This is a genomic window from Pseudomonas sp. PDM25, assembly GCF_019219045.1.
Classification (GTDB): domain Bacteria; phylum Pseudomonadota; class Gammaproteobacteria; order Pseudomonadales; family Pseudomonadaceae; genus Aquipseudomonas.
Genome location: NZ_JAHUWL010000002.1, coordinates 257,743 through 271,043, shown reverse-complemented (window position 1 = coordinate 271,043; position 13,301 = coordinate 257,743). Strand labels below are relative to the sequence as shown.

The window sequence follows — 13,301 nt, the reverse complement described above, 5'->3', positions numbered from 1 at the left end:
ACAAATTTCAGATAAAAATAAACCGGCCCATTGGCCGGTTTTTTTTTGCACCCTCTCACACCAGCAGCCTCAAGCCGCTTCCGCCGCCTGAGCCTGACGCACCACCGCAGCCAAACGCTTGAGCCCTTCGTCCAGCCGTGCCGGGTCGATGTGGCTGAAGTTCAGGCGCAAATGCCCCGGATTGCTGTCCGGCTCGGGGAAGAACGGCTCGCCCGGCATGAACGCCACATCCGCTGCCAGTGCAGCCTTGAGCAACGTACGCGTGTCCAGCGGCTGCTTGAGTGTCAGCCAGAAAAACAGCCCACCCTGCGGCACACTCCAGTCCGCCAAATCCGCAAAATGCGTTTCCAGGGCTGACTGGAACGCGTCCCGACGAACCCGATAGAAGTCCCGCAGCTCGCTCAAGTGATGCTGGAATTTCTCGGTGCCGATCCACTGCAGCGCTTGCCACTGGCCCACGCGATTGGTGTGCAGGTCGGCTGATTGCTTGAGTTTCAGCAAGTGCGGGAAGAGATCCGGACTGGCGATCAGATAGCCGACTCGCAATCCGGGCAACAGGGTTTTCGACACGGTGCCGGTGTAGATCCAGCTGGCCTTTTTCAAGCGGCTGACAATCGGCGTGGCGCTTCCACCGTCGAACGTCAGCTCGCGGTAAGGCTCGTCTTCGATCAAGGTCACGCCGAACTCATCCAGCAAGGCGGCCACGGCATCGCGCTTGGCTTCGCTGTAGCGCACGGCCGAAGGGTTCTGAAAAGTCGGGATCAGGTAGATGAACGCCGGACGGTGTTTTTCCAGACGAGTACGCAGTTGAGCCAGGCTCGGGCCATCAGCCTCCAGCGGGACCGTGATGCAGTCGGCGCCGAACAGCTGAAAAATCTGCAAGGCCGCCAGATAAGTCGGCGCTTCGAGCAAAATCTCGGTGCCGTTGTCGATGTACAGCTTGGCCGCCAGATCGAGAGTTTGCTGGGAGCCGCTGACCACCAACACCTGACTCGCCTCGCAGGGTACGCCCAGCGCCCGCGCCTCTGCTGCCAGCGCTTCACGCAGCGCCGGCTCACCTTCGCTCATGCCGTATTGGCCCATGGACAGCGGCATGTCGGCCCACTCGACTTTCGGCAGCATGGCTTCGGCCGGCAAGCCGCCAGCGAACGACATCACTTCCGGGCGCTGGGCGGCGGCGAGGATTTCACGGATCAAAGAACTTTTAAGGCGCGAGACACGTTCGGAAAATGCCATGGGGTCACCGGTAGCGAGGCCTGAGGAAAATGAGTCAAACTGGTTGACCGAAATTACGACAAACCGAACGGATACGTCAATATGCTTGACCTTAAAAACCCCGCTACTCAGCAACAGGCGATGGAAGCGTTTTTCTTCGGTTATCAGGCGTTCACCGCGAAAGCCGACGAAATGCTCGAGCGTCGTGGCTTGAGCCGGGTGCATCAACGCATAGTGTTTTTCATCGCGCGCTACCCAAACTTGAGCGTCAAGGAGTTACTGGCGTTGCTCGGGGTGACGAAGCAGGCGCTGAACATTCCGCTGCGTCAGTTGGTGGAGATGCATTTGGTGAACAGTGTCGCGTCCGAAACCGACAAGCGTAAGCGGTTGCTGGAACTCACCGACGATGGCGCGCGGTTTGAGCAGTCGTTGCGGCGCGAGCAAGTGAAATTGCTCGAGCGGGTGTTTGCCGAAGCTGGGGAGACGGCGGTGAATGGGTGGTTGGCGGTGAATCTCGCGCTGGGTAAAGCCCAAGCGCCAGCCGAGTAGCCGATCGTTCCCACGCTCTGCGTGGGAATGCAGCCCGGGACGCTCCGCGTCCCAAAGCGGACGCAGAGCGTCCATTGAGGCATTCCCACGCAGAGCGTGGGAACGATCATCCAGCGCACCTCTGCGGCGATATATCCCGATCAACAAACTTTTCGTCTACAAAATCAAAAACATTATTTGCATTATTTGTATACAAAAGCATAATCCACTTCGTGCGAGTTCCTGACCAAACGGTCAACAAATTCGCAAGTACCTCAAAGGGTCGCTGCCACCCTCATGGGTCCGGCCCTGGAAATAACAATAAAACTCTTGAGGAGTACTCGCTGTGGAAAGCCGCAAATCCGAAGCCTCGACGCTGGAACTCTCGCCGCCGTTACGCAATGGCTGGCTGGAGCGCATCTTCAAACTCAGCTTGCATGGCACCACGGTGAAGACCGAGTTGATTGCCGGTCTGACAACCTTCATCACCATGGCCTACATCATCTTCGTCAACCCCAACATTATGGCCGACGCCGGGATCGATCACGGTGCCGCGTTCGTCGCCACCTGTATCGCCGCCGCGCTCGGTTGCCTGTTGATGGGTCTGTACGCCAACTGGCCGGTCGGGCTCGCACCGGGCATGGGCCTCAACGCCTTCTTCACTTACACCGTGGTCGGCACCATGGGCTACAACTGGGAAACCGCCCTTGGCGCGGTGTTTGTTTCCGGCGTGCTGTTCATGTTCCTGACCTTTTCGCGGATCCGCGAATGGCTGCTCAATAGCATCCCGGTGAGTTTGCGCTTTGCCATGGGCGCCGGTGTGGGCTTGTTTCTGGGGCTGATTGGCTTGAAAACCGCGGGCATCGTGGTCGACAGCCCGGCCACCCTGATCAAGCTCGGCTCCCTGCGCGAACCTGGTCCGCTGCTGGCCGCCATCTGCTTCCTGATGATCGCCGTACTCAGCTACCACAAAGTGTTCGGCGCGATTCTCATCAGCATCATCACCGTCACCCTGGCGGGTTGGGGCCTGGGCCTGGTGCACTACGAGGGCCTCATGTCCGCTCCGCCGAGCCTGGCGCCGACCTGGATGGCCATGAACATCGCCGGCGTATTCAACGTCAGCATGATCAGCGTGGTGCTGGCCTTCCTTTTTGTGCACATGTTCGACACCGCCGGCACCCTGATGGGCGTCGCCCAGCGCGCCGGCCTGGTGAACGCGGATGGCAAGATCGAAAACCTCTCCCGCGCCCTGAAAGCCGACAGTGCTTCCAGCGTATTCGGCGCGATGGTCGGTGTTCCGCCGGTCACCAGCTACGTGGAAAGTGCCGCGGGTGTAGCCGCTGGTGGTCGGACTGGTCTTACCGCCGTGACCGTAGGTGTGCTATTTATTGCGGCAATGTTTTTCGCACCGCTGGCGGGAATGATCCCCGCTTACGCAACCGCCGGTGCGCTGATTTATGTGGCAATGCTGATGATGGGCGGCATGAAGCACATCGAATGGGACGAAGCGACCGACAGCATTCCGGCGATCGTCACCGCGATCATGATGCCCCTGACCTTCTCGGTCGCCGACGGTATTGCGCTGGGCTTTATCACTTACGTGGTACTGAAAGCCTGTACCGGTAAACACAAGGAAATTTCCATCAGTCTGTGGGTGCTCTGCGCGATCTTCATCGCCAAGTTCATTTTCTTGTAAACCGTTTACGATTCAAAAGCAGGTTTCAAAACAGCCTCACCCCGTCGGGTGAGGCTTTTGTGCAAATGGAGGAAAGTGATGAGTCTGGAAACCTGGCTGCTGTTCAGCGGCGCTGCGCTGGTGGTCATCCTGATCCCGGGGCCACTGTCTTTGCTGATGATCAGCAACAGTCTGAATTACGGTTTGCGCCGTTCTTACCCGGCGTTTCTGGGGGGCGTGAGTGCGTCGATCTGCTTGCTCAGTGCGTCGGCGCTGGGTTTGGGCGCCTTGTTGCTGGCGTCGGAACAGTTGTTCAGCGCTCTGAAAATCGTCGGGGCGCTGTACCTGTTCTACCTGGCCTGGCAGAGCTGGCAGCAATCGCGCCTGCCCTCCCACGGCGCTGAAGTGCCCCAGGCTGCCCCAGTGCCACGCTTTCGCGCACTGTTCGGGCGCGCGTTCATGTTGGGCGCCAGCAACCCGAAAGACATCCTGTTCTTCGCCGCTTTCCTCCCGCAGTTCCTCAGTGCCGAGCAGCCATTCCTGCCGCAGTTGCTGGTGATGATTGTGACCTGGACCGTGCTGGATCTGCTGTGCAAATTGGCTTATGGGCTGGGTGCCCATGGTGCGGCGCGGTATTTGCGCAACGGCAAGGGGCAGAGTTGGTTTAACCGGGTGAGTGCCGGGTTGTTTAGCGGGGCTGGTGCGGCGTCGTTGTTGAGCCGCTAAAGGCAAAAGCTTCGCGAGCAAGCCCGCTCCCACATTGGAATGCGCACTCCTGTGTGAGCGGGCTTGCTCGCGAAGGCGTCATCCGCAACACCACATTCATCAGAGCAAAAAAAAGCCCGCAGTGTGAGCGGGCGAAAGACCAAAGAAGCTATATGCGCAGTCGCTTCTCGGAGGAGGCAGCTGCTTGGGGGATCAACTGCCTCGATACGTAGAATAGCTGTACGGCGAAATCAGCAATGGCACGTGATAGTGATCCTGTTCCGCAGAGATGCCAAAACGCAGCACCACCACATCCAGGAACGCCGGTTCTGGCAGCTGAACGCCACGGGCGCGGTAGTAATCGCCCGCATGAAACTGAACCTGATAGACCCCGGAACGGTAGTCATCGCCTTGCAGCAGCGGTGCATCGACCCGGCCATCGCTGTTGGTTATCGCAGTGGCGACCAATTCCAACTGCGAACCTTCAACGCGGTACAACTCGACCTTGATCGAGCTGCCCGGGCAACCATGTGCAGCGTCTAAAACGTGAGTAGTCAAACGTCCCATTGATTCTGCGCGCCTGCCTGCGTGGAGCAGTCAGACCTCGCGCCTCCCGAAGTCAGTTGAAAAGGAGACCGCACCGATTCGGAGCACGAAACGCTGCGGCGAGCGACTGATTAAGACACTTTTCAAAAAAATTGTACACAATAAAAACAACATATTTACCGCTATACCCGTCATTCCGGGATTCCCGCCGAATCTGCCGCCGAGCCATAGGGCCAAAGGACCTTCTATCCATTAGCTGACCAATCAGGCAGGTTTCTTGCAATAACATGTGAAGATGACAGTCAGTGAAAAATGCAAAAAAACAGGCTTACAAAGTGGATATAAAGTTGTATACAATCAGCCCATCGCTGTGACGCCAGCCTGTCATCACACTCCAGGCCGCTCACACAACCTGTTACCACGAACAAGAAGGAAGACTGCAGTGAGCGCTGACTACCCACGCGACCTGATCGGTTACGGCAGTAACCCTCCTCACCCACACTGGCCGGGCAATGCCCGCATCGCCTTGTCCTTCGTGCTCAATTACGAAGAAGGCGGCGAGCGCAATATCCTGCACGGCGATAAAGAATCCGAAGCCTTCCTTTCGGAAATGGTCTCGGCGCAGCCGCTGCAAGGCGCGCGCAACATGAGCATGGAATCCCTTTACGAGTATGGCAGCCGTGCCGGCGTCTGGCGGGTTCTGAAACTGTTCAAGGAATTCGACATTCCGCTGACCATCTTCGCCGTGGCCATGGCCGCCCAGCGTCACCCGGATGTGATCCGCGCAATGGTCGATGCCGGCCACGAGATCTGCAGCCACGGCTATCGCTGGATCGACTACCAGTACATGGACGAAGCGCAAGAACGCGAGCACATGCTCGAAGCGATCCGCGTCCTCACCGAAATCACCGGCGAGCGCCCACTGGGCTGGTACACCGGCCGCACCGGTCCGAACACCCGTCGACTGGTGATGGAAGAAGGCGGTTTCCTCTACGACTGCGACACCTACGACGACGACCTGCCCTACTGGGAACCAAACAACCCGACCGGCAAGCCGCACCTGGTGATTCCGTACACGCTGGACACCAACGACATGCGCTTCACCCAGGTCCAGGGTTTCAACAAGGGCGACGATTTCTTTGAATACCTCAAAGACGCATTCGATGTGCTGTACGCCGAAGGTGCCGAAGCGCCGAAGATGCTGTCGATCGGTTTGCACTGCCGCCTGATTGGTCGTCCAGCGCGTCTGGCCTCGCTCAAACGCTTTATCGAATACGCTAAAAGTCATGAACAGGTGTGGTTCAGCCGTCGCGTCGACATCGCTCGCCACTGGCACGAAACCCACCCGTATCAAGGGGCCGCGAAATGAGCCACTTCCAAACCCTGAAACCGTCGACCCTGAGCCGCGATGCGTTTGTCGCTGCCTTCGCCGACATCTACGAACATTCGCCATGGGTGGCCGAAAAGGCCTTCGACCTGGGCCAGGACGCTTCGCTCGACCAGATCGAAACCCTGCACCAGCGCATGAGCGACATCCTGTTGAGCGCCGATCACGCCAGTCAGCTTGAGCTGGTCGTCGCTCACCCGGACCTGGCCGGCAAAGCCGCCGTACAGGGCCAGTTGACCGAAGCCAGCACGAATGAACAGGCTGGCGCCGGTATTCACCAATGCACGGCCGAAGAGTTTCAACGCTTCACCGAGCTGAACGACGCCTACAAGGCCAAGTTCAAGTTTCCCTTCATCATGGCGGTAAAAGGCAGCAACCGGCATCAGATCCTCGCGGCGTTCGAAACGCGCATTCACAACTCGGCCGACACCGAATTCAAATGCGCGCTGGCGGAGATTAACAAGATCGCCCTGTTCCGATTACTGACCCTATAGCGAGCTGCCCTTGTAAAAAGTACCCGGGTGTTGAAAACGCGAAGACACCCAGGGCAGCAAGCATCCCAAGCCAACTAATTAAAGGCAGACAAGAAGAATGAAAGCTTACGCCGTACCTTTCGAGAAGTTCGTCAACCTGGCCGACGCCCGTCTGGGCACCAAAATCATCTCGGTCACCGATGACTGGTTCGCTGATGCCAACCGCCTGTTCCAGCCGACCCCGGCTGTGTGGAAGGAGGGCGTGTTCGATGACAACGGCAAGTGGATGGACGGCTGGGAGTCGCGCCGCAAGCGCTTCGAAGGCTACGACAGCGCCGTGATCCGCCTGGGCGTTCCGGGCTCGATCAAGGGCGTGGACATCGACACTTCATTCTTCACCGGCAACTTCCCGCCATCGGCCTCACTGGAAGCGTGCTTCCTGGCCTCGGGCGAGCCGGACGACAACACCCAGTGGACTGAAGTGCTGTCCGCCGTCGAGCTGCAAGGCAACAGCCACCACTACCACGAAATCAACAACGACCAGGCGTTCAGCCACCTGCGCTTCAACATCTACCCGGATGGCGGCGTGGCCCGTCTGCGTGTTTACGGTATTCCGTTCCGCGACTGGTCCGCTGTGGGCGACAACGAGCAAATTGACCTGGCCGCAGCCCTGAACGGTGGCCGCGCCCTCGCCTGCTCCGACGAACACTTCGGTCGCATGAGCAACATCCTCAACCCGGGCCGTGGCATCAACATGGGCGACGGCTGGGAAACTGCGCGTCGTCGTACGCCAGGCAATGACTGGGTCATCGTCGCGCTGGGTCATGCCGGCGAGATCGAAAAAGTCATCGTCGACACCCTGCACTTCAAGGGCAACTACCCGGACACGTGCTCGATCCAGGGCGCCTTCGTGAAGGGCGGCACCGACAGCCAGATCGAAACCCAATCGCTGTTCTGGCGCGAATTGCTGCCGGCACAGAAACTGGAAATGCACGCCGAACACACCTTCGCCGAGCAGATCAAGGCGCTGGGCCCGATCACCCACATCCGCCTGAACGTGTTCCCGGATGGTGGTGTGAGCCGCCTGCGCGTATTGGGCAAAGTAGCTAAATAAGTAGTGAGGCCATTCGCGAGCAAGCCCGCTCCCACATTTGAAATGCATTCCCATGTGGGAGCGGGCTTGCTCGCGAAGGCGTCAGAACAAACAACACAGAATTCAAGGTAAGAAGACCAGCATGCGCACATTGACGATTGAACCGCTGACCAAAGAAGCCTTCGCCCCTTTCGGTGACGTGATCGAAACCGACGGCAGCGATCACTTCATGATCAACAACGGTTCGACCATGCGCTTTCACAAACTGGCGACGGTTGAAACCGCCACGCCAGAGGACAACGCGATCATCAGCATTTTCCGCGCCGACGCGCAGGATATGCCGCTGACCGTCAGCATGCTGGAGCGTCACCCGCTGGGCAGCCAGGCTTTCATTCCGCTGCTCGGCAACCCCTTTCTGATCGTGGTCGCGCCACTTGGCGATGAACCTGTATCAGGCTTGGTCCGCGCCTTCGTCACCAACGGCAGGCAGGGCATTAATTACCATCGCGGCGTTTGGCACCATCCGGTGCTGACGATCGAAAAGCGGGATGACTTCCTGGTGGTTGATCGCAGTGGCACAGGCAATAACTGCGATGAGCATTTTTTCAAAGAGGATGAGCGTTTGATCCTTGCCCCCCACCAATAAGAGAAGGTCTGATCACTCGACAACAGAGTGACAGGCGAGAGGTAAAGACTGTGGAAGCACATCTGTTGGAATGGCTGAACCTGAGCGTGCGCTGGGTTCACATGATTACTGGCGTGGCCTGGATCGGTGCGTCGTTCTATTTCGTCTGGCTGGAAAACAACCTCAATCGGGTCAACCCGAAAAGTGGTCTGGCGGGCGATTTGTGGGCGATCCACGGCGGCGGTATCTACCACCTGGAAAAATACAAACTGGCCCCACCGACCATGCCGGACAACCTGCACTGGTTCAAATGGGAAGCCTATTTCACCTGGATGTCGGGGATCGCGCTGCTGTGCGTGGTGTTCTACTCCAACCCGACGCTGTACCTGCTGGCACCGGGCAGCAGCCTGACCGGCCCTGAAGGGGTCGCACTGGGCATTGCCTCGTTGTTCGTCGGCTGGTTCGTCTACTCCTTCCTCTGCGACTCGGCCCTGGGCAAACGCCCTGCCCTGCTCGGCGTCATCCTGTTCGTGCTGATCATTGGCGCCGCTTACGGCTTCAGCAAAGTGTTCAGCGGTCGTGGTGCGTACCTGCACGTCGGCGCGATCATCGGCACCATCATGGTCGGTAACGTGTTCCGCATCATCATGCCGGCGCAGCGCGCACTGGTTGCCGCGATTGCCGAAAACCGCACACCCGATCCGGCGCTGCCGGCCAAAGGCTTGCTGCGTTCGCGTCACAACAACTACTTCACCTTGCCGGTGCTGTTCATCATGATCAGCAACCACTTCCCGAGCACCTACGGCAGCCAATACAACTGGCTGATCCTGGCCGGGATCGCGGTGCTGGCGGTGTTGGTGCGTCACTACTTCAACACCCGTCATGACAGCCACAAATTTGCCTGGACCTTGCCCGTCGCAGCAGTGGGCATGATCTGCCTGGCTTACGTGACTGGCCCGGCGCAGATGCCCAGCGCCCCTGAAGTGGCCAAGGCCCCTGGCACCATCGAGTACCAGCCGTTGCCGGAAACCGCCCTCGGTGGTGGTGCCAAACCTGAAGCGGCGAAACCTGCTGCACCTGCCGCTGCACCGGCTCAGGCGTCCAACGCCGGCCCCGGTTTCGACAAGGTGCACAGTGTGATTCAGGAGCGTTGCGCAGTTTGCCATTCGGCCAAACCGACCAGCCCGCTGTTCAGTGCCGCACCGGCTGGCGTGATGTTCGATACCCCCGAGCAGATCCGCCAGAACGCGGCGCGCATCCAGGCACAAGCCGTCACCAGCCAGATCATGCCACTGGGCAACATCACCCAGATGACCCAGCAGGAGCGGGACCTGATCGGCGCGTGGATTGTTCAGGGAGCTCCCACCAATTAAATAGCAAAAGCTTCGCGGGCAACCCCCACCTACAGGTACGACACATACCCTGTGGGAGCGGGCTTGCTCGCGAAAGCGTCGGGTCAGTCAACAGTAATGTTGAATCCAATGGCCTCTTCGCGAGCAAGCCCGCTCCCACAAGGTGGCGTGCTGCAAAAATCACAAGAATAAAAAAGATCCGAGGTGTTGCATGTCCGAGCTATCCAAAGCCCGCATCCCCGACGCACCCGCCATTCAGCGTTTGCCCCTCTTGCAGCTGATCCTGGTCGGCCTGCAACACGTTCTGCTGATGTACGGCGGAGCCATCGCGGTGCCGCTGATCATCGGACAGGCCGCTGGCCTGAGTCGTGAAGAAATCGCCTTCCTGATCAATGCCGACCTGCTGGTAGCCGGGATCGCTACCATCGTGCAGTCGCTGGGCATCGGCCCCATGGGCATCCGTATGCCAGTGATGATGGGCGCCAGTTTCGCCGCGGTCGGCAGCATGGTCGCCATGGCCGGCATGCCGGGCATCGGCCTGCAAGGGATCTTCGGCGCGACCATTGCCGCCGGATTCTTCGGCATGATCATCGCGCCATTCATGTCCAAAGTCGTACGCTTCTTCCCGCCTCTGGTGACCGGCACGGTCATCACCTCGATCGGTCTGTCGCTGTTCCCCGTGGCCGTGAACTGGGCCGGCGGTGGTGCGGGCGCCGCTCAATTCGGCTCGCCGATTTACCTGGCCATCGCCGCGCTGGTGCTGGCCACCATTCTGCTGGTCCACCGCTTCATGCGCGGTTTCTGGGTCAACATTTCCGTGCTGATCGGCATGTGCCTGGGTTACGTGCTCTGCGGCCTGATCGGTATGGTCGACCTGAGCGGCATGGCCCAGGCACCGTGGCTGCAATTCGTGACCCCGCTGCATTTCGGCATGCCGAAGTTCGAACTCGCACCGATCCTGTCCATGTGCCTGGTGGTGGTGATCATCTTTGTCGAGTCCACCGGGATGTTCCTGGCACTGGGCAAAATCACCGGCCAGGACGTCTGCCCACGGATGCTGCGTCGCGGTTTGTTGTGTGATGCCGGCGCCTCGTTCTTCGCCGGTTTCTTCAACACCTTCACCCACTCCTCTTTCGCGCAGAACATCGGCCTGGTACAGATGACCGGCGTGCGTTGCCGCTCGGTGACCATCGTCGCCGGCGGTTTGCTGGTGGTGTTGAGTTTGTTGCCGAAAGCGGCGTTTCTGGTGGCCTCGATTCCACCCGCCGTACTGGGCGGCGCGGCGATTGCGATGTTCGGCATGGTCGCCGCCACCGGGATCAAGATTCTTCAGGAAGCCGACATCGGTGACCGTCGCAACCAGTTGCTGGTGGCGGTGAGCATCGGCATGGGGCTGATCCCGGTGGTCCGTCCGGAATTCTTCGCCCACCTTCCGCTGTGGATGAGCCCGATTACCCACAGTGGAATCGCCATGGCCACGCTGAGTGCGCTGTCGCTGAACCTGCTGTTCAACATCCTCGGCGGCGCCGAACGCGCGGCCATCAACGACTGCCACGCGCACCCGCACTGATCAAACCTCTGTGGCGAGGGGATTTATCCCCGTTGGGTCGCGAAGCGGCCCCAGCATTCTCTCAAGCAAACCGCATTCGCCTGTTTTACGACTGCTTCGCAGCCGAACGGGGATAAATCCCCTCGCCACGAACAATAAAAACAAGAGGGAGCAACAGATGATTCGGACACAGACAAACATGCTGTTAGGCGGTGGTCTATTGGCCGCCAGTCAGGCCATGGCCGGTGATCTGCTGCTGTGGCAGACCAACAGCCTGAGCTATCTGTATGGCAAGGATTTCGCGGTCAACCCGTCGATCCAGCAGACGATAACCTTTGAGCACGCCGACCGCTGGAAGTACGGCGACAACTTCCTGTTCGTCGACAGCACTTACTACAACGGCGAGAAAGACCGGAACAAAGGCGTTCACGCCTATTACGGCGAGTTCAGTCCGCGCCTGTCTTTCGGCAAAATCCTCGACCGCCGTTTCGAATTCGGCCCGATCAAGGACGTGTTGCTGGCCATGACCTACGAGAATGGCGAAGACGACACCGAGGCCTATCTGATCGGTCCCGGTTTCGACCTCGCAGTACCGGGCTTCAACTTTTTCACCTTGAACTTCTACTATCGCCAGACCGAAGGCTCGCGTGCCGGCGACGATGTCTGGCAGATCACGCCGGCCTGGTCCTACACCCTGCCATTGGGCAACTCGAACCTGTTGATCGACGGCTACATCGACTGGGTCGTGGATAACGACCAGAACTCACAGGGCACCTACCACGCCAACCTGCACTTCAACCCGCAAATCAAGTACGACTTGGGCAAGGCCATGGGCTGGCGGGAGAAACAGGTGTACGTCGGCGTCGAATACAGCTACTGGAAAGACAAATACGGCATCGAAAACAGCGCCAACTTCGACACCAATGAAAACACCACCAGCCTGCTGGTGAAGGTGCACTTTTAAGATGGCCCGCAACCGTGCTCCAAACCTGTCGTCGGTGCGCTGTTGCGGGGCACTTGAGACCTGGCCAAGGAGTCAGTATTCTCCGCGGCCGCCCGAATCTGGTCTAAAAAAAAGCCCGGATTTAATTCCTGACCAGAAAGCCAACTTATCCCGGCACTGGACGGTACCAAGGCACTCCAAAACCACTCTCAATCGACTGCTCTTGAGCCGCCGAGCGGGAGATTTTTGGCTTTTCAAAAGCCTTGGCTCAGCTCTTGCTAACAGCACTGAAGCTGACCGAATGGATGATTTTTTACAGCTACAGAAAAAGGCGCCACACCAGAGCGTCGACCTTAAAAAAATAACGTGGAACACCTACTTTTTGGGAGCAACCGAATGAAACGTACGTGCACTAGCCTGATGCTGGCGGGATCATTGCTGGCCGGGGGCCAGGCCATGGCCGGCGACTTGCTGCAATGGCAGAACAACAGCCTGACCTACCTGTATGGCAAGGACTTCCAGGTCAACCCGCGCATTCAGCAGACGGTGACCTTCGAACACGCCGATGGCTGGAAATACGGCGACAACTTCATGTTCGTTGACAAGATCTTCTACAACGGCAAGGAAGATTCCTTCGCCGGTGAGAACACCTACTACGGTGAAATCAGCCCGCGCCTGTCGTTCGGCAAGATCTTCGATCAGAAACTCGAGTTCGGCCCGATCAAAGACGTGTTGCTGGCCATGACGTACGAGTTCGGTGAAGACGACACCGAGTCCTACCTGATCGGCCCTGGTTTCGACCTGGCCATCCCCGGCTTCGACTACTTCCAGCTGAACTTCTACAACCGTCATACCGAAGGCGACCGCCCGGGGGACAATATCTGGCAGGTCACGCCGGTCTGGTCCTACACCATCCCGGTGGGCGATTCGAACATCCTGGTCGATGGTTTCATGGACTGGGTGGTCGATAACGACGTCAACAAAAAAGGCGAATACCACGCCAACCTGCACTTCAATCCACAGGTCAAATACGACTTGGGCAAGGCGCTGAACCTGGGCGAGAAGCAGTTGTACGTGGGTGTCGAGTATGACTACTGGAAAAACAAGTACGGCATCGAAGACAGCCAGGGTTTCAAAACTGATCAGAGCGTGACCAGCTTCCTGGTCAAGGTGCACTTCTGATCCGGCGGCGTCTGTAAGGACGCCATCG

At 58.7% G+C, this 13,301-nt stretch carries 14 protein-coding genes; 12 read left to right on the top strand and 2 right to left on the bottom strand.

Annotated features, from left to right (window positions below; translation table 11 throughout):
• Nucleotides 1–69: 69 nt before the first annotated feature.
• The gene (locus KW848_RS03740; RefSeq protein ID WP_218535789.1) at nucleotides 70–1,236 is read right to left on the bottom strand and encodes a PLP-dependent aminotransferase family protein; all 1,167 of its coding nucleotides are present in this window, start codon (nucleotides 1,234–1,236) and stop codon (nucleotides 70–72) included.
• Between the two features lie 81 nt (nucleotides 1,237–1,317).
• Between KW848_RS03740 and KW848_RS03735 the strand changes: the two genes are divergently transcribed.
• The 3 genes from KW848_RS03735 to KW848_RS03725 all read left to right on the top strand — a co-directional run bounded on the left by KW848_RS03735 (nucleotide 1,318) and on the right by KW848_RS03725 (nucleotide 4,144).
• Entirely contained in the window at nucleotides 1,318–1,764 is a 447-nt protein-coding gene (locus KW848_RS03735) for a MarR family winged helix-turn-helix transcriptional regulator (protein ID WP_008146140.1), read from the top strand.
• A gap of 325 nt (nucleotides 1,765–2,089) precedes the next feature.
• On the top strand, nucleotides 2,090–3,439 hold the full coding sequence (locus KW848_RS03730) for an NCS2 family permease (protein ID WP_192410513.1): 1,350 nt from the start codon (nucleotides 2,090–2,092) through the stop codon (nucleotides 3,437–3,439).
• Between the two features lie 78 nt (nucleotides 3,440–3,517).
• A complete protein-coding gene (locus KW848_RS03725; RefSeq protein ID WP_218535786.1) occupies nucleotides 3,518–4,144 on the top strand; it encodes a LysE family translocator in 627 nt (208 codons plus the stop codon).
• Between the two features lie 192 nt (nucleotides 4,145–4,336).
• On the opposite strand, the gene uraH is transcribed toward KW848_RS03725, so the two are convergent.
• Nucleotides 4,337–4,690: a hydroxyisourate hydrolase gene (gene uraH, locus KW848_RS03720; RefSeq protein WP_008146146.1), complete on the bottom strand. Its 354-nt coding sequence runs from the start codon at nucleotides 4,688–4,690 to the stop codon at nucleotides 4,337–4,339.
• Nucleotides 4,691–5,111: 421 nt separating this feature from the next.
• Here uraH and puuE point away from each other — a divergent pair, with 421 nt between their 5' ends.
• The 9 genes from puuE (at nucleotide 5,112) to KW848_RS03675 (ending at nucleotide 13,273) form a co-directional block, all read left to right on the top strand.
• A complete protein-coding gene (puuE, locus tag KW848_RS03715) occupies nucleotides 5,112–6,038 on the top strand; it encodes an allantoinase PuuE (RefSeq protein WP_008146148.1) in 927 nt (308 codons plus the stop codon).
• Nucleotides 6,035–6,550: a 2-oxo-4-hydroxy-4-carboxy-5-ureidoimidazoline decarboxylase gene (gene uraD / locus KW848_RS03710; RefSeq protein WP_218535783.1), complete on the top strand. Its 516-nt coding sequence runs from the start codon at nucleotides 6,035–6,037 to the stop codon at nucleotides 6,548–6,550. The genes puuE and uraD overlap by 4 nt, the downstream gene beginning before the upstream one ends.
• Before the next feature lie 97 nt (nucleotides 6,551–6,647).
• Nucleotides 6,648–7,643 carry an allantoicase gene (alc, locus tag KW848_RS03705; protein WP_218535780.1) on the top strand — a complete coding sequence of 332 codons (996 nt, stop codon included), beginning with the start codon at nucleotides 6,648–6,650 and terminating at the stop codon, nucleotides 7,641–7,643.
• A 121-nt stretch (nucleotides 7,644–7,764) separates the two neighbouring features.
• The gene (locus KW848_RS03700) at nucleotides 7,765–8,268 is read left to right on the top strand and encodes an ureidoglycolate lyase (RefSeq protein WP_007960046.1); all 504 of its coding nucleotides are present in this window, start codon (nucleotides 7,765–7,767) and stop codon (nucleotides 8,266–8,268) included.
• Nucleotides 8,269–8,318: 50 nt separating this feature from the next.
• Nucleotides 8,319–9,620 (top strand): urate hydroxylase PuuD, encoded by a 1,302-nt coding sequence (locus KW848_RS03695; protein WP_218535778.1) that lies wholly within the window; start codon nucleotides 8,319–8,321, stop codon nucleotides 9,618–9,620.
• A gap of 190 nt (nucleotides 9,621–9,810) precedes the next feature.
• Complete coding sequence (locus KW848_RS03690; RefSeq protein ID WP_076027965.1) at nucleotides 9,811–11,169, top strand: nucleobase:cation symporter-2 family protein; 1,359 nt, start codon at nucleotides 9,811–9,813, stop codon at nucleotides 11,167–11,169.
• A gap of 157 nt (nucleotides 11,170–11,326) precedes the next feature.
• Nucleotides 11,327–12,112: an outer membrane protein OmpK gene (locus KW848_RS03685; RefSeq protein WP_218535776.1), complete on the top strand. Its 786-nt coding sequence runs from the start codon at nucleotides 11,327–11,329 to the stop codon at nucleotides 12,110–12,112.
• Nucleotide 12,113: 1 nt separating this feature from the next.
• Nucleotides 12,114–12,491 carry a hypothetical protein gene (locus KW848_RS03680; RefSeq protein WP_218535774.1) on the top strand — a complete coding sequence of 126 codons (378 nt, stop codon included), beginning with the start codon at nucleotides 12,114–12,116 and terminating at the stop codon, nucleotides 12,489–12,491.
• Nucleotides 12,488–13,273 carry an outer membrane protein OmpK gene (locus KW848_RS03675; RefSeq protein WP_111449011.1) on the top strand — a complete coding sequence of 262 codons (786 nt, stop codon included), beginning with the start codon at nucleotides 12,488–12,490 and terminating at the stop codon, nucleotides 13,271–13,273. The genes KW848_RS03680 and KW848_RS03675 overlap by 4 nt, the downstream gene beginning before the upstream one ends.
• Nucleotides 13,274–13,301 lie beyond the last annotated feature (28 nt).